Origin of the sequence: Saccharospirillum sp., from assembly GCF_039982735.1 — a bacterium.
Classification (GTDB): domain Bacteria; phylum Pseudomonadota; class Gammaproteobacteria; order Pseudomonadales; family Natronospirillaceae; genus Saccharospirillum.
Genome location: NZ_JBDWXV010000019.1, coordinates 21,894 through 46,093, shown reverse-complemented (window position 1 = coordinate 46,093; position 24,200 = coordinate 21,894). Strand labels below are relative to the sequence as shown.

General features: G+C 55.9%; 22 protein-coding genes. 6 read left to right on the top strand and 16 right to left on the bottom strand.

Annotation, left to right across the window (positions count from 1 at the left end; genetic code table 11):
- From ABJT94_RS16775 to ABJT94_RS16750, 6 genes are all read right to left on the bottom strand, one after another.
- Positions 1-873, bottom strand: a complete 873-nt coding sequence (locus ABJT94_RS16775; RefSeq protein ID WP_348474775.1) for an amidohydrolase family protein — start codon at positions 871-873, stop codon at positions 1-3.
- 78 nt (positions 874-951) lie between these two features.
- On the bottom strand, positions 952-1,995 hold the full coding sequence (locus ABJT94_RS16770; protein ID WP_348474722.1) for a 4-oxalomesaconate tautomerase: 1,044 nt from the start codon (positions 1,993-1,995) through the stop codon (positions 952-954).
- Positions 1,988-2,677 (bottom strand): 4-carboxy-4-hydroxy-2-oxoadipate aldolase/oxaloacetate decarboxylase, encoded by a 690-nt coding sequence (locus ABJT94_RS16765; RefSeq protein ID WP_348474721.1) that lies wholly within the window; start codon positions 2,675-2,677, stop codon positions 1,988-1,990. Before ABJT94_RS16765 ends, ABJT94_RS16770 begins: the two co-directional genes overlap by 8 nt.
- A gap of 102 nt (positions 2,678-2,779) precedes the next feature.
- The gene (locus ABJT94_RS16760; protein ID WP_348474720.1) at positions 2,780-4,066 is read right to left on the bottom strand and encodes a TRAP transporter large permease; all 1,287 of its coding nucleotides are present in this window, start codon (positions 4,064-4,066) and stop codon (positions 2,780-2,782) included.
- Positions 4,063-4,590, bottom strand: a complete 528-nt coding sequence (locus ABJT94_RS16755) for a TRAP transporter small permease subunit (protein ID WP_348474719.1) — start codon at positions 4,588-4,590, stop codon at positions 4,063-4,065. Before ABJT94_RS16755 ends, ABJT94_RS16760 begins: the two co-directional genes overlap by 4 nt.
- Before the next feature lie 74 nt (positions 4,591-4,664).
- Positions 4,665-5,687, bottom strand: coding sequence for a TRAP transporter substrate-binding protein (locus ABJT94_RS16750; protein WP_348474718.1), 1,023 nt, complete (start codon positions 5,685-5,687; stop codon positions 4,665-4,667).
- A gap of 330 nt (positions 5,688-6,017) precedes the next feature.
- Here ABJT94_RS16750 and ABJT94_RS16745 point away from each other — a divergent pair, with 330 nt between their 5' ends.
- The gene (locus tag ABJT94_RS16745) at positions 6,018-7,262 is read left to right on the top strand and encodes a LysR family transcriptional regulator (RefSeq protein WP_348474717.1); all 1,245 of its coding nucleotides are present in this window, start codon (positions 6,018-6,020) and stop codon (positions 7,260-7,262) included.
- Between the two features lie 308 nt (positions 7,263-7,570).
- Here ABJT94_RS16745 and ABJT94_RS16740 read toward each other — a convergent pair whose 3' ends face one another.
- From ABJT94_RS16740 to dctP, 4 genes are all read right to left on the bottom strand, one after another.
- On the bottom strand, positions 7,571-8,014 hold the full coding sequence (locus ABJT94_RS16740) for a type II 3-dehydroquinate dehydratase (RefSeq protein WP_348474716.1): 444 nt from the start codon (positions 8,012-8,014) through the stop codon (positions 7,571-7,573).
- Between the two features lie 21 nt (positions 8,015-8,035).
- Entirely contained in the window at positions 8,036-9,328 is a 1,293-nt protein-coding gene (locus tag ABJT94_RS16735) for a TRAP transporter large permease (protein ID WP_348474715.1), read from the bottom strand.
- A gap of 2 nt (positions 9,329-9,330) precedes the next feature.
- Positions 9,331-9,858 (bottom strand): TRAP transporter small permease, encoded by a 528-nt coding sequence (locus ABJT94_RS16730; protein WP_348474714.1) that lies wholly within the window; start codon positions 9,856-9,858, stop codon positions 9,331-9,333.
- A gap of 68 nt (positions 9,859-9,926) precedes the next feature.
- A complete protein-coding gene (dctP, locus tag ABJT94_RS16725; protein ID WP_348474713.1) occupies positions 9,927-10,916 on the bottom strand; it encodes a TRAP transporter substrate-binding protein DctP in 990 nt (329 codons plus the stop codon).
- A 207-nt stretch (positions 10,917-11,123) separates the two neighbouring features.
- Here dctP and ABJT94_RS16720 point away from each other — a divergent pair, with 207 nt between their 5' ends.
- Positions 11,124-12,497 carry a GntR family transcriptional regulator gene (locus ABJT94_RS16720; RefSeq protein WP_348474712.1) on the top strand — a complete coding sequence of 458 codons (1,374 nt, stop codon included), beginning with the start codon at positions 11,124-11,126 and terminating at the stop codon, positions 12,495-12,497.
- Positions 12,498-12,694: 197 nt separating this feature from the next.
- On the opposite strand, the gene ABJT94_RS16715 is transcribed toward ABJT94_RS16720, so the two are convergent.
- The 5 genes from ABJT94_RS16715 to ABJT94_RS16695 form a co-directional block, all read right to left on the bottom strand.
- A complete protein-coding gene (locus ABJT94_RS16715) occupies positions 12,695-13,582 on the bottom strand; it encodes a shikimate dehydrogenase (protein WP_348474711.1) in 888 nt (295 codons plus the stop codon).
- Positions 13,579-15,465, bottom strand: coding sequence for a TIM barrel protein (locus ABJT94_RS16710; RefSeq protein ID WP_348474710.1), 1,887 nt, complete (start codon positions 15,463-15,465; stop codon positions 13,579-13,581). Before ABJT94_RS16710 ends, ABJT94_RS16715 begins: the two co-directional genes overlap by 4 nt.
- 44 nt (positions 15,466-15,509) lie before the next feature.
- Positions 15,510-16,781, bottom strand: coding sequence for a TRAP transporter large permease (locus tag ABJT94_RS16705; RefSeq protein WP_348474709.1), 1,272 nt, complete (start codon positions 16,779-16,781; stop codon positions 15,510-15,512).
- Entirely contained in the window at positions 16,778-17,275 is a 498-nt protein-coding gene (locus ABJT94_RS16700; protein ID WP_348474708.1) for a TRAP transporter small permease subunit, read from the bottom strand. The genes ABJT94_RS16705 and ABJT94_RS16700 overlap by 4 nt, the downstream gene beginning before the upstream one ends.
- Positions 17,276-17,373: 98 nt before the next feature.
- The gene (locus tag ABJT94_RS16695) at positions 17,374-18,381 is read right to left on the bottom strand and encodes a DctP family TRAP transporter solute-binding subunit (RefSeq protein ID WP_348474707.1); all 1,008 of its coding nucleotides are present in this window, start codon (positions 18,379-18,381) and stop codon (positions 17,374-17,376) included.
- Positions 18,382-18,569: 188 nt separating this feature from the next.
- Between ABJT94_RS16695 and ABJT94_RS16690 the strand changes: the two genes are divergently transcribed.
- Both ABJT94_RS16690 and ABJT94_RS16685 read left to right on the top strand, forming a co-directional pair.
- The gene (locus ABJT94_RS16690) at positions 18,570-19,244 is read left to right on the top strand and encodes a TetR/AcrR family transcriptional regulator (RefSeq protein ID WP_348474706.1); all 675 of its coding nucleotides are present in this window, start codon (positions 18,570-18,572) and stop codon (positions 19,242-19,244) included.
- Positions 19,245-19,310: 66 nt separating this feature from the next.
- Positions 19,311-20,252: an AEC family transporter gene (locus tag ABJT94_RS16685; RefSeq protein ID WP_348474705.1), complete on the top strand. Its 942-nt coding sequence runs from the start codon at positions 19,311-19,313 to the stop codon at positions 20,250-20,252.
- Between the two features lie 89 nt (positions 20,253-20,341).
- Here the strand turns inward: ABJT94_RS16685 and ABJT94_RS16680 are convergent, their stop codons facing one another.
- Positions 20,342-21,238 (bottom strand): helix-turn-helix domain-containing protein, encoded by an 897-nt coding sequence (locus ABJT94_RS16680; RefSeq protein WP_348474704.1) that lies wholly within the window; start codon positions 21,236-21,238, stop codon positions 20,342-20,344.
- Positions 21,239-21,388: 150 nt separating this feature from the next.
- On the opposite strand from ABJT94_RS16680, the gene ABJT94_RS16675 reads away from it, so the two are divergent.
- Entirely contained in the window at positions 21,389-22,840 is a 1,452-nt protein-coding gene (locus ABJT94_RS16675) for an aldehyde dehydrogenase (RefSeq protein ID WP_348474703.1), read from the top strand.
- A 95-nt stretch (positions 22,841-22,935) separates the two neighbouring features.
- Positions 22,936-24,135: an amino acid ABC transporter substrate-binding protein gene (locus ABJT94_RS16670; RefSeq protein WP_348474702.1), complete on the top strand. Its 1,200-nt coding sequence runs from the start codon at positions 22,936-22,938 to the stop codon at positions 24,133-24,135.
- Positions 24,136-24,200: the final 65 nt, after the last annotated feature.

Sequence of the window (24,200 nt, the reverse complement as noted above, 5' to 3'; positions counted from 1 at the left end):
TCAGCGTTCCCAATACAGCCGCATTGGATTGTCGATCAGCAGTTTTTGTTGCAGTTCTTCGGTAGGGGCAATGTGCGGAATCACATCGACCAGTTGCCCGTCGTCGGGCACATGAGACGACATGTTCGGGTGCGGCCAGTCGGTCCCCCAAAGCACACGGTCCGGAAAAGTCTCTACCAGCTTGCGAGCGAACGGAATGACATCGGTATACGGGGGGCCGTCGATGGTCAGGCGTTCCGGGCAGCTGACCTTGGTCCAGATATTGGGGTTGTCGGCGAGCAGGCTTACGAAAGAGGCAAACTCGGCACTGTCGACGCCCTTGCTGACATCGGGCCGGCCCATATGGTCAACCACAATGGTGGTGTCGAACTTGGCCAGCAATGGCTTCAGACCTTCAAGGTCAGGTGCTTCAAAATACACCACGATGTGCCAGCCAAAGGGTTTGATCTTCTCGGCAATTTCCAGAAAATCTTCCCAGGGCGTAGTGTCGACCAGGCGCTTGACAAAGTTGAATCGAACGCCACGGACACCGGCCTCATCCATCTTTTTCAATTCTTCATGGGTGACTTCCTTACCCACAAAAGCGATGCCACGCGCCTTGTCTCCAGCAGTCACCAAAGCATCGACCAGCGCATCGTTATTTTTGCCATGGCAGGATGCCTGCACGATCACATTGCGGCTAAACCCTAAATGATCGCGCAGCGCAAACAACTGGTCTTTACCGGCATCGCACGGCGTGTATTTACGCTCTGGGGCATAGGGGAATTTATCCGCTGGACCAAACACATGGCAGTGTGCGTCAACAGCACCTTCGGGTGCTTTATAGTCTGGTTTTTTCGGGTTCGGATGAAATGGCAAGTAGCCTTCGCTCATGGTCATTGTCTGATCTCCTGGCTGCGGCATTCGTCAGCAGCCGTGGTTAATCGGGTGGCACAGGTTCGGGTTGGGTGGTTACATGAACACCCGGCCGTCCATTAATTTTCTCGCGGTGCGAAGAATGGCGGCGCTTTCGACTTCGCCTTTCGCATCTCTGGTTAAAACGACGGTGGTTTCACCAATGGGATGTTCAATCGCCATGGTATCACCGGATAACTCAGCGACTTCGTTTGCAACGCTGTGTTCAATGGCGGCGGCAGTGGCTACGGAAACAGCACCCAGCACGCCAATGGATGCATGGCAGCGGTGTGGAATAAACGTGCGTGTTGACAGCACACCGCCATTGGTTGGCGGACTGACCAGTGTCATCTTCGGCACGGTTTTGTCCGTTACGTCACCCAGGTTCATCAGGTAACCCGCCTGTAATCGTATCTTCTCAAGGCGCGCCTTTAACGTTTCGTTGGCTTCGAGTTCTTCGCGGGTTTCGGTGCCGGTGATGTCGAAATCCCGGGCGCGGAGAATCACGCAGGGCATGCCATTGTCGATGCAGGTGATGCGGGTGCCTTCGACGGTGTCGTAGGCATTGCCCGTAGGCAGCAAGGCGCCGCAGCTGGAACCGGCGGTATCCTTGAACGTTATTAATACCGGTGCTGAAGTACCGGGCACACCGTCGATGGCGGCATCGCCTTCATAGCTCACCTGACCGCCGGGTGTCATGACCCGGGCGACGGCCACCTGGCCGGTGTTGACCATAAAGATGCGTACGTCAGTTTCATCGCCTTTAGCGTCGACCAGCCCGCGCTCAATCGCGAAGGGGCCAACACCGGCCAGCATGTTGCCGCAGTTCTGCGCATCGGTTACCAGTGCCTGATCGACGTAGACCTGCAGAAACAGGTATTCGACGTCGCAATCGTCGCGATCGGATTTTCTGACTACAGCTACCTTCGACGTCAGCGGGTCGGCCCCGCCCATGCCGTCAATCTGGCGCGGGTCGGGCGAGCCCATGACGCGCAACAGGGCAGCGTCACGCTTGGCGGTATCGTCGGGCAAATCATCGGCCAGAAAAAAGCCGCCCTTGGACGTACCGCCACGCATCCACATGCAGGCGATATCAGACATATTTCAGGCCCTTTTCAGCAAGCCGTTCGCGCATGTTGTAAATGTCGAGACCGAGTTCACCGGCGGCCAGTCGCTGGCGCTTGGCTTCTTCGTTGGCCATGCGCTGGCGGGATTTTTCGAGTACCTCAGCGGCTTCCTCGCGGCGTACCACACAAACGCCATCGTCATCGGCGACGATGATGTCACCCGGATTGACCAGCTCGCCAGCACAGACTACTGGAACGTTGACCGAGCCCAGCGTTTCTTTAACCGTGCCTTGCGCGAATACGGATTTGGACCAGACCGGAAAGTTCATTTCCGTCAGGTCTCTTGTGTCGCGTACACCGCCGTCGATGATCAGGCCAACGCCACCGCGTGCCTGCATGGATGTTGCCAGCAGGTCGCCAAAATAACCGGCGTTGGAAGGCGAGGTCGGAGCCAGCACCAGAATGTCGCCTGGCTTAACCTGTTCAATGGCCACATGCACCATCCAGTTATCGCATGGCGGTGCTGAAATGGTAACGGCGGAAGCGGCTACCTGGGCCCCTTTGTAGATGGGGCGCATGTAGTCGGCCAGCAAACCTTTGCGGCCCTGGGATTCGTGTACCGTAGCCACGCCACATTCAGCCAGTCCGTCAATAATGGCCTGGTCGGCACGCTCAATGTTTTGCACAACAACGTTGGGATGGGACAGGGTAGACATAGCAGCCTCCATAATTCATCGCATCGAAGGCTGAGGAGTCAGCCCCGATGAATTGTGTCATTTGGCAAGGGTCCGATTGCCAGACCCTTGCGGAGAAAAGCGTTACAACAACCCGAGTGCCAGTACCGGAAACCCGATAATCAAGGCAAGACGCACAATATCTGACAACACGAAGGGAATAACCCCTTTGAATATTGAGGTGATGCGCACGTCTTTGGCGACGGAATTAATTACGAATACGTTCATGCCAATAGGCGGTGTTATCAGCCCCAGTTCAACCGTGATCACAGTGACGATGCCGAACCAGATCGGGTCGAAACCGGCGGCCATGGCCAGCGGGTACACAATGGGCACTGTCAGCAACAGCATGGCAATGCTGTCCATCACCATGCCCAGTACAATGTAAAACGCCAGAATGCACATCAGGATCATGATGGGCGACAGATTCAGCTCGTTCACCGTGTTGACCAGGCTGTTGGAGACCTGGGATACCGACAGAAAGACACTGAAAATCTCGGCGCCGATGACCATAAAGAAAATCATCGTGGAAACGACCAGCGTTTCCGCCACGGCTTCAATAAAGTCTCTGCGGTTCATGCCCCGGTAAAGCGCGATGATCAGGGCACCAAAAGCACCGACCGATGCCGCTTCGGTGGGGGTGAAAATACCGCCGTAAATGCCGCCAATGATCAGAGCGAAAATACCGCCGAAGGGGATCAGGCCTTTAAGGCCGGACAATTTCTGACGCAGTGTCGTGGCTTCACCAGGGGTGGCCAGTTGCGGAAAGATCTTCACGGTAATGGCGATGGCAACCATGTACAGCAGTAGGCCCATAAAACCTGGGATAATGCCGGCAATGAACATGTCGCCGACCGACTGCTCGGTCAGCAAACCATACAGCAACAAGGCAATGGACGGCGGAATCATAATGCCCAGGGTGCCACCCGCAGCCAGGGTTCCGGTGGCCAGTGAGTCGGCATAGCCGTTTTTCTTCATCTCCGGCAGCGCGACTTTCGACATGCTCGCTGCGGTAGCCAGTGAAGAACCGGAAATGGCCGAAAAAATACCGCAGGACATCACTGCTGCCAGCGCCATGCCACCGCGCCAGGCACCGAACAGGGTTTTGGCACCGTGAAACAGCTCCGCCGACATGCGCGCCTTGGAGGCCAGCACACCCATAAAAATGAACATCGGAATCGGGCTGAAATCGTAGTTGGAAATGGTCTCGAACGCGCCGCTTTCCAGAATAGATATAGCCGGGTCAAAGGCGACGATCCAGCCAAAGCCGACGAAGCCGGCAATGGCCATGCCGAGGGCAATGGGCATGCGCAGTGCGATCATGCCCAACATGCCGGCAACGCAGATAAAACCGATCAATTGGGAACTCATAGCGTGTCACCCGTTGTCTGAGAGTGGTCGTCGAAAAACATCTGTTCCCAGGCAAGGGCAAAACCGCGCATTCCGAGCATGAACATGCCAAGTGCGGCGATGTAGTAAATGTTATCCATAGACAAGGCCAGGTCTTGAGTGGTCTCTCCGGACATCGAGGCCGAGTGGGCTGACTCGATGAGGCGAACGGTCATCAGAAAGCCGAAGATGCCAAACAACAGGGTGTAGAATCCGGACATGACCGACTTGATCCGGTCGGACCATCTGTCGGTGAAAATATCCACCACCACCTGGCCCCGGGCCAGGCAATAGGGCATGGAATAGGCAAAGGTAATCATCATACCGTGGCGAACCAGCTCGAAGCTGCCATTGAACGTCAGGTCAACAGCGCCGCCGGTCAGGCCGAAAATGGTACGGGTCAGGACTTCTATCAGTACGATCACCATGGTAAGGATCAGGGCCGTACCACCGATAATATTGAAGCCGAGTGAAAGCTTTCGTATCCAGTCAATCAGGTTACGCACAGGGATCGCTCCAGGGAATCAGGAAAGCAGTGCCTTGCGTTCACTCCGAACGCAAGGCACTGATAGGAAGCCGTTTAGACTTCACACTGTGAACGCAACTCCATCGCGCGTTCGTACACTTCACGGGCTGGCAGACCACGGCCTTCCAGGTCAGACAGGTAGGTCTCTTTGGCACGTTCAATGTACGGGGCCCAGGCTGGGTTGCTGGTGCCGCCTTCGATCTGAATGATCTCGTGACCGGCATCAACCGCCTGCTGGCGACCGGCTATGTCTTGTGCGTCAAATACTTCGCCCGCGCGGACTGACCAGTCCATGCCAGAGTTGGCATCAATGACGGCTTTGTTTTCGGCAGACAGGTTGTTATAGACGCTTTCGTTCATGGTGAGAATGAACGCCAGGGTGTACAGACCACCAATTTCAGTGTGCGAATCGGACAGCTCGTTCAGGCGGAAAGACAAGGCACCTTCCCAGGGCAGAGCAACACCGTCGATAACGCCACGCTGCATGGAGGTGTAGCTCTCCGGTGCCGCCATACCGACTGGCTGGGCACCCAGTTCAGTCAGAATGTTGCCCACGACCGTGGTAGGGCGACGAATACGCAGACCTTGCAGGTCTTCAGGCGTTTCGATGCTGGTACCGGAGACGTGGAAGCCACCCGGGCCGTGTGTGAAAATGAAGACCGGTTTGGTGTCATCGTATTCCTGGTCGATGTGACCTTCGTCCATCAGGTTTTGCAGAATGCAGGCACCCTGCTTGCCGCTGTCGGAGACGCCGGGCAATTCAACCACCTGGGTCAGCGGGAAGCGGTTGGCGGTGTAGCCCTGAACGGTAGCGGTGGCGTCCATGATCCGGTTTTTAACGGCATCGTACTGAGCCGGGGGGGCAGCGAGCTGGCCACTCGGGTAAACCTGGACTTCGATCCGGCCGTTGGAATCTGCCTCAACGGCATCGGCCCAGGCCTGTACCACATCGGTATGAGCCGCAGCGACTGAAGGCCACAGGTGACCAACGCGCAGTGTGACTTCTTCAGCCTGCACAGAGGCGGCGGAAACAGCCATCAGGCCAATCAGGGATGTTGTCTTAACGTGCTTAAGCATAATTCAGTTACCTCGTTGTTTTTGTAATACACCGGTCCCGTAGGCCGATGTATCCGGCCGGTCTTTCCCGGCCAGGCGGCTTATTACTGCAAGACTACTGCAAGTTCCAATCAACAGCTGCCCGAATGTAACGGGAGTTGCCGACCATTGGCACAGAGTGTAATCCAGATCCTGAATTTCGCCTGAACGCTCAGGCAATCTGCAACCGTCCTGAACCCAGTATTCACAGCCCGGCCCGGGTGAACCAGTTAGTTTTCCTTAACATGGTATTAGTTTATGTTATAAGTTGGTTAAACTTATGTGACATTCAAGGCAAGCAGGAGCCCGATATTGCTCGATAGGATCCCCAATCTACGGCATTTGCGGGCCTTCAGTGAGGTGGCTCGTTCGCACAGCATCAGCGCCGCCGCCGAGCGTATATTTCTGTCGCAATCGGCCGTTACCCAGGCCATTGGCAAGCTGGAGGCGCGTCTGGGCATCAGTCTGTTCGTGCGTCGCCACAACGGCATGTACCTGACCGACAGCGGTGAATTACTGGTGCACCGGGTGGATCGCTGCATGGCCTTTCTGCGCACGGGCACACGTGAGGCGGTGCGCATCGCCGATCGCAAGCAGGACGGGGTACGTGCCTCTGTTCACCCCTCCGATCAGATGACCAATGCCCACCTGCGCGCCTTGCTGGCACTGCAAACGGCGACCAGCTACAGCACCGCCGCTCGCTCGCTGGGCATTTCACAACCGGCGGTCTATCGCGCTGCTGGTGAGCTGGAAGGGCTTCTTAACGCCGTTCTGTTCGAAAAAACCAGTATTGGCATCTCCCTCACCCGTGCCGCCTTGCGCCTTGCCCGTTTCGCCCTGTTGGGGTTGCGCGAACTCGAACAGGGCCTGTTCGAAGTGCAGGAAATGCAGGGGGCCGATTCCACCCTGATTCGGGTCGGTTCAATGCCACTGGCGCGCACCTTTCTGTTACCGGCGGCCATTAACCGTATATCGACACTGAAACCGGAAATTCGGGTCGACGTGCTCGAAGGCCCTTACGATGACTTGTTGAACCGCTTGTTGCACGGTGAACTCGACTTGCTGATCGGTGCACTGCGCGACCCGGCACCGAGTTCGGACATTCAGCAGGAGCAACTGCTGACCAGCCCGATCTCGGTCGTCGCCCGAAAACAGCACCCGCTGGCGGGGGGCGGCACACTGACGCTCGACGATCTACACGGCTACCCTTGGGTGGTACCACGAGAGGGAACTCCGGCTCGTTCGTTGTTCAACCGAATGATTGCCTCGCAGGACCCGGCTGCCCTGCGCGGTGTGATTGAGTGCAGTTCTCAGATCGTGATTCGGGAATTGCTGCTGGGCAGCGATCGACTGACGTTTATTTCCAGCCACCAGATCGAGCACGAACAGCAGGAAGGCATTCTGACGGTACTGAACATCGACATGCCGCCGGTCGAACGGCCCATTGGCATCACCACACGCAAAGACTGGCAACCGACCACCACTCAGCGGCTGTTTATTTCCATTGTCCGGTCACTGGCGCAATCGCTGGCACGCACGACCCGCAAGGTTAGGTGACTACTTAGGTGCGGGGCGTCTTTGCTCGGCGAGAGTGGAATTGAGTGACTACCGTACCCTGAAGTAAGACTCCGATTCGAGCAGCTCCTGGCTGAGCCGGCTCAGGGATCCCCGGGCGCCTGTGACCCCCGAAGGCTGGGTATTTTCCCCGCTTGTCATGGCCTCATCCAGCGCTTGCTCCAATTCAAGTAACCGGACAACTCGCGCCGAGTAGCGAGGCCCTATATCCCGGGCCACTTAATATTGTTTATTGAGGAGACCCCAGTCGTCAGTCAGTGAGGCACTGAACCGCAGTTGAGTGGCTACGGTCAATGGCTGGTGTCCTCGATCAGATTTAACGCGGCCTCTACAGCGGTTCGATACCCGGTTGGCCCGAGGCCGGCTATAACTGCAGTCGCTATTCGGGAAACCAGTGACTTGTGATAGATATCTTCACGACGATGGATGTTGGAAATATGCAACTCAATGATTGGGCCAGGGAACATCTTGAGCGCATCCAGGATCGGAATGGATGAAAAGGTTAATCCAGCGGGATTAATGATGATCGCAGCAGCGGGCTCATCAATGGCTTCGTGTATCCATTCGACTAACTGACCTTCGTATCCGGACTGACGAAAGACCACCGGGTAATGACTGCTGGCTTTTCGGCACATGGATTCAACTTCATTCAATGTAGTGTGACCGTATATTTCAGGTTCACGTTTTCCCAGTCTGTTGAGATTAGGGCCGTTAAGAATGTAAATCGGCTGCATTTGACTTTCCTCTTGTTGTTTTTAGCCATCATAGCCAAATTGACGTGGTAGCCAGAGAACGATATCGGGAAAAAGCGTGATACACGCTAATGCCAGAAACAGAGCACCAATGAACGGAATCAGATCGACGAACAGACTGCGTAACGGTGCGCGAGTAATGCTTTGCATGATGAATATCAGCAGTCCATAAGGCGGAGTCACCAGCCCAATCATAATATTTACAACGGTAATCACACCAAAGTGAACAAGGTCGATGCCCAACGCGTTTGCTGATGGAATGAACACCGGCACAATGATCAGAATAATGGCCGTTCCCTCTAACAGACATCCAAGCAGCAGGAGCACCAAATTGACGATCAGCAGGAACTGCAAGGCCGACAAGTTATAGCCTTCCAAAAACAGGCTCAAAGATTGAGGGATGTTTTCGGACGTCACGACGTAGTTAAAGACGAGTGCACCTGCGATCAACATGCCAATAGCCACCGAAGACCGGGCGCTATTGACGAGAGAGCCATATATCTGTTTCAAGTTGATGTTTCGATACAGCACAATCGACACCAATAGGGCATAGGCTGCCGCAACGGCAGCTGCCTCTGTGGGTGTCATTGCCCCGCTGTAAATACCACCCAACAAAACGACGGGTAGCATCAACGCAGGGAACGCACGAACAGTAATGCCTGGCAATGCCCGGACGGGAGTGGGCTCTTCCACTGGAAACTTTTTATAGCGTGCTGTGACCCATACCACCGCCATCAACATGACCCCCATGAGTAACCCGGGGATAATGCCGCCTAGAAACAGGTAACCGATGGACGCGTTTGAAACAAGCGCATACAGCACCATCGGTATGGAAGGAGGAATGATTGGGCCGATGACTGCCGCACTCGCCGTCAATGCCGCCGCAAAACTTCGGGTATAGCGGCCGTCTTTGATCATCATATTAGCGATGATCCGACCTGTGCCAGCGGCGTCTGCGAAAGCAGAGCCGGACATTCCGGAAAAGATGATTGACTGAACAATATTCACATAAGCCAGTCCGCCACGAAACCGGCCAACCAATGCGTTGCAGAAGTGAAGCAGTCGATCGGTCATGGTGCCAATATTCATCAAGTCAGCCGCTAGAATGAACAGCGGAACGGCAAGGATGACGTAGCCACCATACATACTGTTCAAAAGCCGTTCGGCCACCAGGCCCATGTCCATACCGTTCATGAAGAGATAGACAATGGAGCCGGAAATCATTGACAAACCGATGGGCAAACCCAGAAGTGCCAAAGCGATAATTACCAGAAGCGCGAGCGTAAATGGATCCATTATTAACCTCTGTTACTGTCGCTTTTGGGTTCGCTTGCCACCATTGGGTCGTGTCCAAGGGCAGCGCGAATACCAAGCCATAGGTAGCGGATTACCACCGCCACAGCAAAGACAACGTAGATGGAGTAAAGCCAGTCGTAACGAACACGCAGATACGATGTGCTCTGCACTTTCATAAAAGTCACATAGTCATACACCGCAGGCAGTGACATAAGAAAAAGCAGAACAACCCCAAAGGAGAAGAGTACCGTCATCACTCGTCTGGCCAGTGGCGGAACATTGCTGTAGAAAATGTCGAATCGGATTTCGTCCCGCTCGCCCAATGTGAACGCTGCGCCAAACAGGACCAGCCATACCCACATCATCGTGCTAAGCTCCGAAGCCCAGCCTGCCGGCCAGTTCAGTACATAACGGAAAAGCACGGTGATTAGAAACGAAATAAACATGACGGCAAGCATGGCAGCGGCGACGGCATTGGTGGCGTGTCGAAACCACGTAGCGATACGATGGATACCCTGGCGCAACTTCATAACTCAAAACTCTCGCGTTTAGCCCGGATAGGATCGGCCGCGTTGCGGCCGATCCTATCCTCTAGCTATCAAAGGTCATTGATGCGCTCTAGCATGCCATCGGGCCAGGATTCAGAGAGCCTTGATTCGAGGTAAAGTTGCTGAGCATAGTCGCGGAAGGCATCGACATCGGGCGTGTATATATCAACGCCTTCACTGCGAAAGAAGTCAGCCAGGTTTTGCTCGTTTCGTTGGTGTTCGGCCGTACTCCAGGCAATTGCCTCGTCTGCCGCACTCTGGAAGGACTCTTGTTGCTCTGGCGTCATATCATTCCAAACGCTTGACGAAACCATTAGCAAGTCAAAAGCGACGAGGTGAGAGGTCAGGGCAATCTGGTCCATTACTTCATAAAACCGCATGTTTTGGACGTTCGGCAGTGGGTTGTCCTGACCGTCGATCGCACCGGTCTGCAGCCCTGTATAGACTTCAGAATAGGCCATGGCTGTCGGGTTGGCGCCCAGTGCCTGTCCCAGGAACTGCCAGGACTCGCCCGGAGGCATGCGCAGTCGAACGCCGGACATGTCATCAGGGGTTTCGATGCGCTCATCATCCACCAGGCCGACATGGCGGGTGCCGAAGAAGGTTGGACCCAGGATATGCACCCCGAGCTGGTCTTCTACCATGCCCTTCATCTCCTCGCCTGCATCACTTCTGAAGAATGCCAGGAGATGCTCAGCGTCCCGGAAGAGGTAGGCGGAGGTTAAAATGGACCACGCAGGGATCTGATTGGAAACGTCCTGTGGCGACACATTACTCATCTCCAGGTTTCCACGCTGAAGTGCGACCAGTTCGGAGCCCTGGCTGAACAATGTACCTCCGTAGTGTATTTCTATATCGAAATCCGACGCGACGGCGTCTTCGAAGCGCTGCATCATCTCGGCACGAATGTCTTGCTCGGAAAATACAGCGGAGAAACGGAGTGTGGGGTTGTCTTCTGCGACAGCAACAGTCGATGCGGTCGCCGAGAGTAACATGGCGCCTGCGGCAATGATGTTGCGGTATTTGGCGGTAATGGGCATGGAATGCCTCCTTTTATTGTGATTTTTGCCCACCAAGAGGCTACCGCACCCTCGCTGGACAGATCTCATGCTACATAATACAAAATAATGATCAACCGTTTTAACGATAAAAAACGGATATTATTAAAAATATCATTTATTCATGCCTTTTTGTTGCCGAGCCGCGGGGCGGGTGACAGAATGCGGGTTTTACAGAGGAGCTAGAGCTTGCTATCTGAGCAGCAGGAAACAGCGGGTGAAAGTGCATACCGCTCAATTCGAAGCGATATCATCAGTGGTCGGCTGACCCCGTGTTCCAGATTACGCCTGGATACCTTGAAAGAGCGCTACTCGGCCAGTGTTAGCACTCTCAGGGAGACACTGTACCGCTTGTCGGCTGAGGGCCTGGTCTATTCCGAGGGCCAGCGGGGGTTCGAAGTTGCCGCTGTTACTCAGGAAGAGTTCGTACAGCTAGCCGTCTTGCGCGAACTGCTGGAAGGTCATGCGTTGCGCGAGTCCTTCCGTAAGGGAGATCTGGAGTGGGAAGGCCGGGTCGTCGGTGCGTACCATAAGCTCGAAACGATGGAGCGCCTGATGATGACAGGAGATACCCGCCGCAGCGCCGAATGGAAGTACTACGACCGTGAGTTTCACCGTACCCTGGTCTCTGCCTGTGGCTCGCAAGAGCTACTCAGTGCCTATAGCATGATTTTTGACCGCTATCAGCGATATCAAATTGTCGCGGTTATCTTCCGCGGAAAGCCAGCCGCTCAGGAGCATCGTGTTTTACTGGAGTCGGCTCTTGATCGGGACGCAGAGCGTGCATTGACTGTATTGCATGAACATATTGATGCCTGCGTTGCGCATACGGTCAACACCGGTCAATTGCCAATAGCCAAAACTGACGCGACTCCCTCCATCGGTACAGCACAGCGTCAGGCAGGTAGCTCTTCGTCTGTAGGAGAAGCGGTATGGGGCAAATTAAGGGCCGACATCATCAACGGAAAGCTAGCCCCGGGGAACAAGTTGAAGATCGGCAATTTGCGTGACCACTACCAGTCAAGCGTAGCGACCTTGCGCGAAGTACTGAACCGATTAACGTCAGAAGGCTTTGTCATTGCCGAAGGTCAGCGTGGCTTCGAGGTTGCGCCAGTGTCAGCCAGTAACATACGTGAATTGGCAGAATTGCGTCTGTTAGTGGAAGGCAAAGCCCTTGAGGACTCTTTTGGATTGGGAGACGTTGACTGGGAAGCGCGGGTGGTGGCTGCATACCACAAACTGACTTCCGTAGAGGCCGACATGGAAAAGGGTAACAATCAAGTCACGGAACGCTGGAAGCAATGCGACTGGCAATTTCATCAGGCATTGATTTCAGCGTGCGGCTCCCAATCATTGATGCACCTGCACAATGCCATTTTCGACAAGTACTTGCGGTATCAATTCATCGCGCTTTCCTATCGCGGGCCTATTGCTGGCGATGAGCATCATGAACTCTTCGACTGTGCCATGAAAAGAGACGTGCAAGGGGCCCGGAAAACGCTCCACGAGCATTTATGGGGTGGGGTAGAGCACGCGCTGGCTGCAGGAAGTATCCCGGGCTGACTGAGTAGAAACCGCAGTTTTGGTGCCGGAGGTTTTAGCCGAGCCCCTGGCGGTGCAGCACTCCTAAATATGTCCGTCGGAATGCCGCACCACTGGTGTCAAAGTCCCTCGTACTGGCCAGAGCTCCGCGGAAGTGTTGAGAGGGGCGTTTGTTTCAATTCAAATACAACGAGCAAGGTCAGATGACGCCCCTTGTGCTAAGGAGCGCTCGTGCCTGAATTCACCACCAGTTGTTCAAAGTAATGATCACGCACTGAACCGACCTGGGTGTCAATGTCGGCTGCCGTAGCCTGTTTACCGGCGAAAAACCGGAATGCATCGATGCCCTGAAAGACGAACAGATCGACTCCGGACAGTGTCGACGCACCCTGATGTTCAGCGGCGATCAGCAACGCCGTCCGGGCCGGAATATAGACCGCGTCGAACACCCATTGCCGGTCGTTCAGGCGGTCGGTACGAATCGGGCAGCCCGGGTGGTTGATGTGCCCGACCGGCGTGCAATTGACCACGCCATCGAACTGCGCCATCCGACTTTCTGCTTCATCGACCGTCAGCATCCGGGTGATGATGCCCTGTTTGTTCAGGTCCCGGCTCAGGGATTCACCGCGAGTCGGCTCACGCTCAACCAAGTACAGATCCGTCACACCCAGGGCACCCAGCGCACAGGCCACCGCGCGACCAACGCCACCGGCACCGATCAACAATACCGACCCTGCCGGCCGGTCAGCGAACTGGCGGCGATAGGCACTGATAAAGCCGCTGTAGTCAGTGTTTTCCGCGTGTATTTTGCCGTTTTCGAAGATCAGGGTGTTGGACGAGCCCACGCGCTTAACGCCTTCGCTGAGGGTATCGGCCAGGTTGCGGGCCGCTTCCTTGAACGGAAAAGTGACGTTGCTGCCGCGATAGCCTTCGGCTTGCAAACGCGCGACCGTGGCTGGGAAATCGAAGGCATTAACACCAAGCGAATCGACCAGGTCGTATTGCGTGTCCAGTCCAACCAGGCTGCCCAGTCGCCGGTGCAGGTCGGGCGATTGTGATTTGGCGATGCCCTCGCCAATTAATGCCAGTTTCATGGCCGGTGTCATGGTTTGGAGTCTCCATCAGTGTCTGCAGACGGGTTGGCCAGGGCATCCGCTTGTTGCTGGGCGGCGGCACGGACGAACGCATTGGGCGCACCGAGGCCCTGATAGCCATCGCGTTGCACCAGTTCGAAAAAGAAAGATTGATGATCGGGCCGGACGTAGAGCTGGCGGAACTCGCCAGTGCCATCTTCGTCATACAAGACAGAGTGATCCTGCATCCACTGAACCTCGGATTCTCCGAGTTCATAGCGCGCTTGCAGATCCCGGTAATAGTTCACCGGAATCGTCAGCGTGGGTGTATGGGCGTCGGCCAAACCTGTGACAGTAGCGGCCATATCCTGGGTGCGAAGCGCAATGTGCTGCACACCGGAACCGCCCACTTTCTTGACCAGCCGGTTGCTGGTGGTCTCCGGTGAGGCACTGGCGTTCAGTGCCAGGCGGAAGCGGCGGCTCTGGTTCGCTTCACCGCTGTTGTGCAGCACCTGGCTCTGGATAAGCCCCTTAGGGTCGGTTACATCAAATGAAGCGGTCGGTTCCAGCGCAAACACGGAACGGTACTGCAACATTACCGACAGGTAATCGTGATACGACAGCGACAGACTCAGGTGGTCGACTTCAACCACGGGGCCTTCCGGAACCGGTTGGGTGTCGACGGTGAATTCGGTATCCCAGACTTTGCTCAGTTGTGAGGCGTCGACAATGTACGCCAGGGACCCGTCGACGTTGCGCATAGCCGTCATGTCGTGGCTGGCGTTTACATCTTTGGGTTCAACAAGGTCGTAACCCAGCTTTCGGGCACGCTTGATCGCCTGGTAAGCGTTATCGACCTGCACGCCAAAGGCACTGACCGAGGTTGCTTCGCGCCCGGGTACCCGGCCAGCGAAATCACGCTCGGTATTGATGACGACGTTCAAGTCATTCATGGCCCAGCGCTCGGCCGCAACCTGAGCGTGTTTGCCGACGCAGCGCAACCCCAGGGCGGCCAGATCGGTGCGTAACACATCGGCCCGGTCCGGGTTAATGGCGATCTCGATAAACGCCAGGCGTTCAACCGGTTGCGGTGCCGGCACCGAGCTCTGGTCGGCCATTGTGCGCAACAACCGGTAGGAGTGCATGCCATCGCGGGCGGTCTGGTCTGAGTGGCCCATGCGAAACACGTCGTTGAAAATCTCATGCGAGAGGGCACCGTCGTAACGGGTTTCACTCAGCCTTTCCATAAACTGCTGCATCTGCAATTCACCCTGTCCAGGGAAGCAGCGGTAGTGGCGGCTCCAGGAGAGGTGATCCATGGATAGCCGTGGCGCATCGGCGGTTTGCACCAGGAAAATCCGGTCGCCGGGAATACTGGCGAGTGTATCCAGCTCGGTTTGGCGTGAGAAAATGTGAAAGGTGTCGAGCACCAGGCCGACGGATGCATGGTCGGCACGGCGCACCACTTCCCAGCTGTCGCGGTAGTCGTGAATATGAGTGCCCCAGGCCAGCGCTTCAAAGGCGATGCGCAGACCGCGCTTGGCGGCCCGGTCACCGAGTTCGGCATAGTCTTCAGCGGCACGCGCTATGCCCGGTTTGGCATTGGGGTGAACCGAGCTGCAACACATCAGCAAGTCGGTGCCCAGTTCTTCCATCAAGTCGAATTTACGCTCGGCCCGGTCGAAGGCGCGCTGGCGGTCGCGACCTTCGAGCCCTTCAAAATCGCGAAAGGGTTGCAGCGTGACCAGGGTCATACCCCGGTCACGAATCAGCTGCCCGGCTTCGCGTGCGGTGCCGTTAAAGGCGGTCAGATCGTTTTCGAAAATTTCGATGCCTTCAAAACCGGCATCGGCTATCGCATTGATCTTATCGATCAGTGCGCCACTCAGGCACACCGTGGCTATGGATGAATACATGTCATTTCTCCGTTCGGCATGGTTGTCTGACGGACTGGCCGCGGTCAGAGATAACCGGTAATTCTGGGCAGGAACGTCACCAGATCCGGCACAAAGGCGATGACCACCAACACCAGAACCTCGACCAGCAACATGGGCATGAGTCGTCGTACAATGGCTGACAAACCAACCCGGGCCACCGAATCAGCGACAAACAAACACAGCCCAACCGGTGGTGTAATCAAACCGATCATCAGGTTGAAGATCACCAGAATGGCGAAGTGCAACGGCTCGATGCCTAGCCCGACGGCAATCGGGTGCAGAATGGGTACCAGCACCAGAATGGCAGCGATGCCTTCGAGCACCAGGCCAACCAGCAGGAGCAACAGCATGACCGCCAGCAGGAAAATGACCTGCGAGTCGATGGCCGACAACGCCCACTCGGTAATGATGTTCGGAATACGGTTGTAGGTAAGTAACCAGTTGGCCGCCGAGACTGCTGCCATAATGATCATGATCACTGCGCTGTCGCGCATCGCCCGGGTGAAAATGTGCGGCAGCCGAGATACCGGAATGGAGCGGTACAGCACCAGACCAACAATGAGGGCATAGACGACGGCAAAAGACGCCGCTTCGGTTGGTGTAACAATACCCAGCAGAATGGAACCGATAACCGCGATGGGCATGAACAAGGGAATCAGCCCGTTGAAGACGGCTTTGCGTCGGGTACCCGGAGCGTGTGTCTTCTTGGTGCCGAAATGGCCGGCAAAGAAAAAGACGTAAATCGACAGTCCCGTGGCCAGCAGCAGACCCGGAATAATACCGGCCATAAACAAACCCGGAACGGACACACCGCTGACGGTCAGGGCGTAGATAATGACCGGAATGCTCGGCGGGATGATAGGGCCGATGACCGAAGACGCAGCGGTTAAGGCCGCCGCAAAATCACGCGGGTAACCTTCCTTTTCCATTTCGGGAATAAACACCCGGCCGAGCGTCGAGGTATCGGCAATGGCCGAACCGGACAAGCCGGCGAACATCACCGACGCCCAGATATTAACCTGTGCAAGGCCCGCTCTCATATGGCCAACCAGGGCATTGGCCAGCGCGATGATTCGCCGGGTAATACCGGCTTCGTTCATCACTTCGCCGGCGAGAATAAACAGCGGTACTGCCAGTAACGGAAAGGAATGCAAACCGCCAAAGGCTTGCTGCGCGACGATGCGAATGTGATAGGGAAAATCAGCCCCGGCCATGAACACCAGCAGGGTACCGAGAATAACAAAGGCGAATGGCACACCGATGACCAGGGTGATTAACAGCAGTGCGTAGATCATGCGTCAACCTCCGCTTCGGTCATGCCCAGCAGACGGCAGGCGCCCATGGTCAGTGCCGAGATTGACAGCAATATGCCGCCCATCAGCGTGGAGAACTGAAACATCCACAAGGGTAAACCGATGCTGGGCGAGTTGCGGCTGCCGCGGCTGTCGATGAATTCGTAGCCGGAAATGGCAAAGCCGATGCCGACACAGAGAACTAGAATGTCGATCAGAATCAGGTTGTAGTGACGAATCGAGGCTGGCAATAAATCGACCACAATGGAGAAACGCACATGGCGATCCTGTAAATAGGCCAGGGCAACACCAAACATAATGCCGTAGATCATGGCGTAAATGGCGGCATCTTCACCCCAGGTAAGGGAGCGACCAGCGGTGTAGCGCCAGAACGCATTGGCAAATACGATGGAGAATACCGTCAGCATCATCAGACCGGCGCCGGTACCGTTAATACCGATCAGCAGACGACGAAACAGGCGAAGGGTTGCGGACATAACTCGGGCCCCGGACGTGTGGCAGGAAGTGCGATAGGAAATCATGGAGCCGGACCTGCTCATACAAGCCCGGCTCCAGAGTAGCGCCAGTGCGCTGATCAGTTGGCGGTGGCGTTATCTACCGCATCAGCCAGGCGATCGATCCACTCGGCATCGCTGCCCAGTTCGTCACGCAGGTAGGCCTGAACCGCCGGTTGTGCTGCGGCACGGAACTCAGCCATCTGTGCATCGGTTGGCTGGGTGACTTCCATGCCTTCTTCGATCAGCTTGGAGACGCCTTCAGCGGAACCGAATTGCTGAATGGCACGGCCCACTGTACCCGCGACTACAGCAGCGCGTTGCAGTGCAGCCTGGTCACTCTCAGAAAGCGACTGGAACAGTTCGTCGTTAATCAGGATATGATCAACACCGTAAACGTGGCGGTCCAGCGTCAGATATTTCTGGAACTCGTAGAAGCTGTTGCCGTAGATCACCGAGATCGGGTTTTCCTGGCCGTCGACCACACCGGTGGCCAGCGCAGTCGGGACTTCACCCCAGGCAATGCCCTGGGGTTCGGCGCCCAGGCCACGTACCATTTCCAGATACAGCGGAATGGTTTGCACCCGGAATTTCAGGCCTTCCATATCGGCTGGCGAAGCAATCGGGCGTACCGAGTTGGTGAAATGACGAAAGCCGGTTTCACCGTAGGCCAGGGTGCGCAGGCCGGTTTCTTCCAGGCAGTGATCCGCCAGGGCCTGACCGAATTCACCGTCCATCACTTCCCAGGCAACCGGTGCTGAGGGAAAAGTGTAAGGGATATCGGTGACCGCGGCAGCGGCGCAATAGTTGGCGTAAGAACCGGAGACCATGCTGATGCTGATGGTGCCATCCTGAGTGCCTTGCACCAGGTCGTCTTCACTGCCGAGTGAACCGGCCGGAAACAAATCAACGGTCATGTCCGTTTCGGCTTCTACCAGGTTCTTGAACACCTGACTGGCAGCGCCTTTTTTGGAGGTTGTCCAGTCGTTCGGGTCTACGTGGGCGAATCGCAGGTTTTCGGCAGAGACGGCACCGGCGGTAATCAGAGCGATGGCCAGGCCGCTGGCCTGAAAGGATAAGCGCTTCATGGTTACTTCCTCTTGTTGTTGTATGGGTGTGTAGCTAAGTATTTATGAGTCGTTCAAATCGGGCCACGAGACGCCTGCAACTCCGGAAAGTATAGCCAGGCGATGATCGTCAAATTCATAATGTACGAAATGGTACGTTCAGTCAACCTGTGGCATACTGAACGTATCGCAGACGGAGGGGAGCCAGAATGACCACACACAAGGTGGCCGCTAACGGTAAAGAGCGCACACGCAAGAACGATCCGGTGCGCGTAAAGGCCGATATCATGCGGGTTGCGACTCGGGAGTTCTCTGAAAAAGGGCTGTCTGGCGCACGCATTGACGAGATCGCCGAGAAAACCAAAACATCTAAGCGGATGATTTATTATTACTTTAAAGACAAAGAAACGCTGTATTTGAAGGCGCTGGAACGCTCCTATCAGCAAGTGAGACAGCAGGAAGGGGAGCTCGAACTCGACCATCTGGAGCCGATTGAGGCACTGAGCAAACTCGTTGCCTTTACCTTTGAGCACCACATCAAAAATCCGGATTTTATTCGCATGGTGATGATCGAAAACATTCATCATGGCCGGTTCATTGAGCAGTCCGAACTGATTCAATCGCTCAACGCCGGCGCGGTGGATGAACTGCAGAAAGTCTATCGTCGTGGCCTGGAAACCGGGCAGTTTCGGCCTGGCCTGGAAGCATTGGAGTTGCACTGGCTGATCAGTGCATTGTCATTCTTCAATGTCTCCAATCGCTATACGTTCTCGCGTATTTTCAACTGGGACCAGAACGCAGCGTCCAATCAGGAAAAGCTGGCCAGCCATGTGATCGATATGGTCTTGCGGTATGTTGTGAAGCCTGAATTGATGGCGGACTGAACGCGATCGCTTACCTACCAGCCGCTGCCGCCAACCTGCACACAACCGCCCGGGTGATTTTCCGCCATGCAAGACATTTCCGTAGTTAACGTCATCGTTCCGATCTTTATGGTCATCGGCATCGGTTACCTGGCGGTGCGCACCGAACTGATGCCTAAATCAGTGATTCCGGGCATGGGCCGTTTCGTGCTGTATTTTTGCTTGCCAGCACTGATTTTTACCACTCTGACCACGACTTCGATCGTCACCGCCATCACGCCCTATTATCTGATTGCCTATGGTGCGGGCTCACTGCTGGCGTATCTGCTTGGCTTTGCTTTTTCAAAAGGCGCGTCGAAATCCACGACCTCTGAAGCCGGCTTGAATGCGCTTGGCATGAGCCTGAGTAACAGTGCTTTTGTCGGCTACCCCGTCTTGTTGCAGGTATTCGGTACCTTGCCTGCGGCTGCGTTTACCATGACCTTGCTGGTTGAAAACCTGCTGATCATGCCGCTCGCGCTCATGGTGCTGGAGCTGTCACGCGCTTTATCTGAAGGGGGCAGCGCTCGCCAGGTAATCAGCAGTTTTGTGCGCCGACTGGTAACTCAACCGATCTTGCTGGCCATTGTGTTCGGCAGCCTTTTCAGCCTGACCGGGCTGAGGTTGCCGGATGTTGTATCGAGCGGTCTGGGTTTTCTGGCCAATGCCTCGGCCGGTGTGGCGTTGTTTGTCATCGGCGGCTCGCTGGTAGGCATCAGTATTAAAGGCGATGTCTGGAAAATCAGTTGGGTCACGGTGGGCAAGCTCTGTATTCATCCCCTGCTGGTCGCGCTGATGATCTGGCTGTTGCCGCCATTCGACCCGCAGTTACAAATCATCGCGATTCTGATCGCCTCCATGCCCATGCTCAGTATCTATCCGGTCGTTGCCGGCAATTACCTCGACCCGGCCCGCTACGCGGCGACGCTGGTCGTAGCAACGCTGATGTCCTTCGTATCCATTTCAATCGTTCTTGCCGTGTTGTTTTGAGCTGTTAGCTGCGAGCTTTGAGCTGCGAGTAAAAGACGACCCCAAAGCTAACAGCTCGAAGCTAACAGCTCATAACTCACAGCTTTCTCTCACGGCCACGCCGCGAACGTCGTGTCTTCACTCGGTGCCTGTTTACGGATTGTTCGACGCCAGGTACCGGGCGAGTCCTGCATGTGTCGCTTGAAAAAACGATTGAAATAGGCCGGGTCTTTGAAGCCCAGCCCGTAAGCCACTTCGGCGACCGATAAGGGCGAATGCGCCAGGCGCTGGCAGGCTTCGCTGATCAGTTTACGTTGAATGATCATGCTCGGGGTTTGGCCTACGTCTTTGTGCGTTGCGAATTCGAGTCGTCGCTCACTGACCCCCATGTGCCGGGTGTAATCGGACACCTTCCAGTGATCGCGAAAGTGCAGTTCGATCAGCCCCAGAAAACGCTGAAACAGGGTTGAGCGAATCAGGTCGGTCTCGGGTGCGATTGACTGTTCAGCATGCTGGCGATGAATCAGTGCCAGCAGAGTTGTTAACTGAGCGGCAACCACAGTTTGGGCGCCTGGTTCGTTGTCGGACAGCTCAGCGCGAATGGCACTGAAGCAGGGCGACAGGCGATCCAGCAATACATCGTCAGTCAGTGGCAGTTCGTGCAATGCATCGGCCATTGAACGGAAGGGTACCTGTGCATCCAACGTGCGGCTGACCGCAGGAATCAACCAGTCTTCCGACACCGTTAACAGCACACCATGGCTGCCTGCGGCAAAATCACACCCCAGCATCATACCGGCCGGTGCCCACAGCAAGGTAGGTGCCACAAGCTCAAGATGCTCCCCTTTGAAACGCACCTTCCCACGGCCCGACAACAGCAGGATGCACTGGGCGAAATGCCGCCAGTCCTGTTTCGGGGCCGTCCAGGTCAGGGCGGTTCTGGGGTAGGTGATGTCCACCAGGTCCAGGTGCCGCTGTATCGGCTGTTGCAGCGCTGAATCGTTCATTAATTAACCTCTTTGTCGGGCTAATGTACAATTTTTTGTTGTAAAAGTGCAATGCAAAGCAGTTCCACCCGCTTCTGCTTTTGACTATCGTTCTGTCATCAAAGCTCGTGACGCTTCGATCCCATATAAAAACTACTCGAGGATCGCACCATGTTTGACGTTGCCATGCTGGTTAATAACCAGCCGACGCCCGCACACAACAACCGTGTGTTTGAATGCAAAAATCCGATTACCGGCGAGGTCGTCACCCGGGCGGCGGCGGCCACTGTTGCCGATGCGCGTGCCGCTGCCGATGCCGCTGCCGAAGCGTTTCCGGTCTGGTCTGAGATGTCGCCGAATGAACGCCGAACCGTGCTGTTGAAAGCCGCCGACTGCCTGGCCGCGAAAGCAGACCAGGCGGCGCAAACGGTGATGCAGGAAATGGGTGCGACGCCGATGTGGGGTGGTTTTAATATTCATCTCGCTTCGTCGATGCTGCGCGAAGCCGCCGCCATGACAACACAGCTGACCGGTGAAATTGTACCCTCCGATGTACCCGGTATGACCGCCATGGCCGTGCGCCAGCCGGTCGGTGTTGTGCTGGGTATTGCACCCTGGAATGCGCCCATTATTTTGGGCGTTCGGTCCATTGCCATGCCGTTGGCTTGTGGCAACACGGTTGTGTTCAAGGCCTCGGAAATCTGCCCGGCGACGCATCAGTTAATCGTTGAAGCACTGGTCGAAGCCGGTGCGCCAGCCGGTGTCGTCAACATGGTAACTAACGCTCCTGAAGACGCGCCCGACATTGTCAAAGCATTGATTGAACACCCGGCTATTCGCCGTGTGAACTTCACCGGTTCGACCAGAGTGGGGCGCATTATTGCGCGGTTGTGTGCCGAACAATTGAAGCCCGCCTTGCTGGAGCTCGGTGGCAAGGCGCCGATGGTGGTGCTGGATGATGCCAATGTCGATGCCGCCGTAAACGCAGCGGCCTTTGGTGCCTACATGAACCAGGGCCAGATCTGCATGTCGACCGAACGGCTGATCGTGACACCGGGGATTGCCGACGAATTTGTCGACAAGCTGGCCGCTAAGGTTCAAACCATCAAAGCAGCGGCGCCTGAATCGCAAACCGACATTCTGGGTGCGGTGGTTAATCAGGCAGCGCTGGACCGGCTCAACCGGTTGATTGCCGATGCGGAAAAGAAAGGCGGCCAGATTCTGGCTGGCGGGCAATCGGATTCGGTGCTGATGGACGCCACTCTGATCGACGGGGTGACGCGTTCAATGCAGGTTTACAAGGAAGAATCGTTCGGGCCGCTGTTGTCGATCATTCGCGCGCAGGATGAAGAAGACGCCATTCGCATTGCCAACGACAGTGACTATGGCCTGTCATCAGCGGTCTTCAGTCAGGATTACAACCGCGCCATGGCCGTGGCCAAACGCATCGACAGCGGCATCTGCCACATCAACAGCCCCACCGTTCAGGACGAAGCTCAAATGCCTTTTGGCGGCGTCAAAGACAGTGGCTATGGCCGCTTTGGCAGCAAGGCCGCCATTGCAGAGTTTACCGAATTGCGTTGGGTGACCAACCAGGCGGGCGACCGGCATTATCCGTTTTAGTGAGATATTCCCAACAATAAATACCCTATTAAGTACAGCTCACTCCGGTGAGCCAGTTGCAAGACCAAAACAACGATAAAAAAGAGGTACGACCCATGAAAATCAAGACTCTGTCCACCCTGGTGGGCGCTGTTACCCTGGCCGGTGCGGCCGTATTTTCCGGTTCTGCTCTGGCAGAAGACACCATTCGTATTGGCGCGGCAGCCCCCAAAACCGGTCCATTGGCTGGCGGCGCTGCCGTGACCTACTGGCCCAACGTAGAGCTGTGGGCACACCAGGTTAATGAGCGTGGCGGCATTCTGCTGAGCGACGGCGAGCGTCACCCGGTCGAAATTATCGAATACGATGACCGCACCAACCCAACGGAAACCATTCGTGCGGTTCAGCGCCTGGCGACCAGTGATGGTGTTGATTTTATCATTCCGCCTTATGGCACCGGCATGGCACTGGCCACCGCGCCGATCTTCGACCGCCTCGGTTATCCGATGATCAACGTTACCGCTATTACCGACCAGACCGATGCGCTGACCGATCGCTATGACGGTGTGTTTTTCACCCTTGGCAAAACCACGCCACTGGCCCAGGGCATTGCTCGCCTGGCAGCCGACATGAAGGCCAATGGTGAAGTGGGTGATCGCCTGGCCATGGTCAACGTGGCCGATGCGTTCGGTATTGAACTGGCCGAAGCGGCGCGTGGTATTTTTGAAGAGGCGGGTTTCGATATTGTGTACAGCACCTCCTATCCGCCGACGATTCAGGACGTGACACCGATCATCAACTCGGCCTTGGATGCCGACCCCGATTTGTTCGTGGCGTTTTCCTACCCGCCCGACACCTTTGCTCTGACCGAGCAGGCGCAGGTGTCTGGCCTGATGGATGAAGTCGACGTGTTTTATACCGCCGTGGCCAACGCTTTCCCGGCTTACCGCAATCGCTTCGGTGACAGCATCAACGGTGTTTATGGCGTCGGTGGTGTGAACCCGGAAGACCCGGCCTTTGTTGAATACAAGGAAGCGCATATGGAAGTCACCGGTGCCGAGCCGGATTACTGGGCCAGTGCTGTCATGTATTCCTCGTTGCAGGTGCTCGAACAAGCCATCGAAGGCGTGGGCACGCTGGACCGTCAGGCGGTGACCGAGTATCTGAAGAACAACAGCTTCGATACCGTGATGGGTGAATGGACCTTCGAAAACCAGCAGATCACCAACTACTGGACGGTTGGCCAATGGCAGAACGGCGACTTCTATGGCCTGGGCTCCACCGAGGGCATGGACGGAACAGCCGACCCTATGTAATACGGGTCGCTGTGCAACCGGAGGCTCGTCTCATCGGGCTCGCCGGTTGCAAGTCCACTCTGGTC

Excerpts from the sequence above, each read along its gene's own strand:
- ABJT94_RS16775 (WP_348474775.1), bottom strand. The coding sequence starts at position 873 with ATGAGCGAAGGCTACTTGCCATTTCATCCGAACCCGAAAAAACCAGAC.
- ABJT94_RS16770 (WP_348474722.1), bottom strand. The coding sequence starts at position 1,995 with ATGTCTGATATCGCCTGCATGTGGATGCGTGGCGGTACGTCCAAGGGC.
- ABJT94_RS16765 (WP_348474721.1), bottom strand. The coding sequence starts at position 2,677 with ATGTCTACCCTGTCCCATCCCAACGTTGTTGTGCAAAACATTGAGCGT.
- ABJT94_RS16760 (WP_348474720.1), bottom strand. The coding sequence starts at position 4,066 with ATGAGTTCCCAATTGATCGGTTTTATCTGCGTTGCCGGCATGTTGGGC.
- ABJT94_RS16750 (WP_348474718.1), bottom strand. The coding sequence starts at position 5,687 with ATGCTTAAGCACGTTAAGACAACATCCCTGATTGGCCTGATGGCTGTT.
- ABJT94_RS16740 (WP_348474716.1), bottom strand. The coding sequence starts at position 8,014 with ATGCAGCCGATTTACATTCTTAACGGCCCTAATCTCAACAGACTGGGA.
- ABJT94_RS16735 (WP_348474715.1), bottom strand. The coding sequence starts at position 9,328 with ATGGATCCATTTACGCTCGCGCTTCTGGTAATTATCGCTTTGGCACTT.
- ABJT94_RS16730 (WP_348474714.1), bottom strand. The coding sequence starts at position 9,858 with ATGAAGTTGCGCCAGGGTATCCATCGTATCGCTACGTGGTTTCGACAC.
- dctP (WP_348474713.1), bottom strand. The coding sequence starts at position 10,916 with ATGCCCATTACCGCCAAATACCGCAACATCATTGCCGCAGGCGCCATG.
- ABJT94_RS16715 (WP_348474711.1), bottom strand. The coding sequence starts at position 13,582 with ATGACACCGGCCATGAAACTGGCATTAATTGGCGAGGGCATCGCCAAA.
- ABJT94_RS16710 (WP_348474710.1), bottom strand. The coding sequence starts at position 15,465 with ATGTATTCATCCATAGCCACGGTGTGCCTGAGTGGCGCACTGATCGAT.
- ABJT94_RS16705 (WP_348474709.1), bottom strand. The coding sequence starts at position 16,781 with ATGATCTACGCACTGCTGTTAATCACCCTGGTCATCGGTGTGCCATTC.
- ABJT94_RS16700 (WP_348474708.1), bottom strand. The coding sequence starts at position 17,275 with ATGTCCGCAACCCTTCGCCTGTTTCGTCGTCTGCTGATCGGTATTAAC.
- ABJT94_RS16695 (WP_348474707.1), bottom strand. The coding sequence starts at position 18,381 with ATGAAGCGCTTATCCTTTCAGGCCAGCGGCCTGGCCATCGCTCTGATT.
- ABJT94_RS16690 (WP_348474706.1), top strand. The coding sequence starts at position 18,570 with ATGACCACACACAAGGTGGCCGCTAACGGTAAAGAGCGCACACGCAAG.
- ABJT94_RS16685 (WP_348474705.1), top strand. The coding sequence starts at position 19,311 with ATGCAAGACATTTCCGTAGTTAACGTCATCGTTCCGATCTTTATGGTC.
- ABJT94_RS16680 (WP_348474704.1), bottom strand. The coding sequence starts at position 21,238 with ATGAACGATTCAGCGCTGCAACAGCCGATACAGCGGCACCTGGACCTG.
- ABJT94_RS16675 (WP_348474703.1), top strand. The coding sequence starts at position 21,389 with ATGTTTGACGTTGCCATGCTGGTTAATAACCAGCCGACGCCCGCACAC.
- ABJT94_RS16670 (WP_348474702.1), top strand. The coding sequence starts at position 22,936 with ATGAAAATCAAGACTCTGTCCACCCTGGTGGGCGCTGTTACCCTGGCC.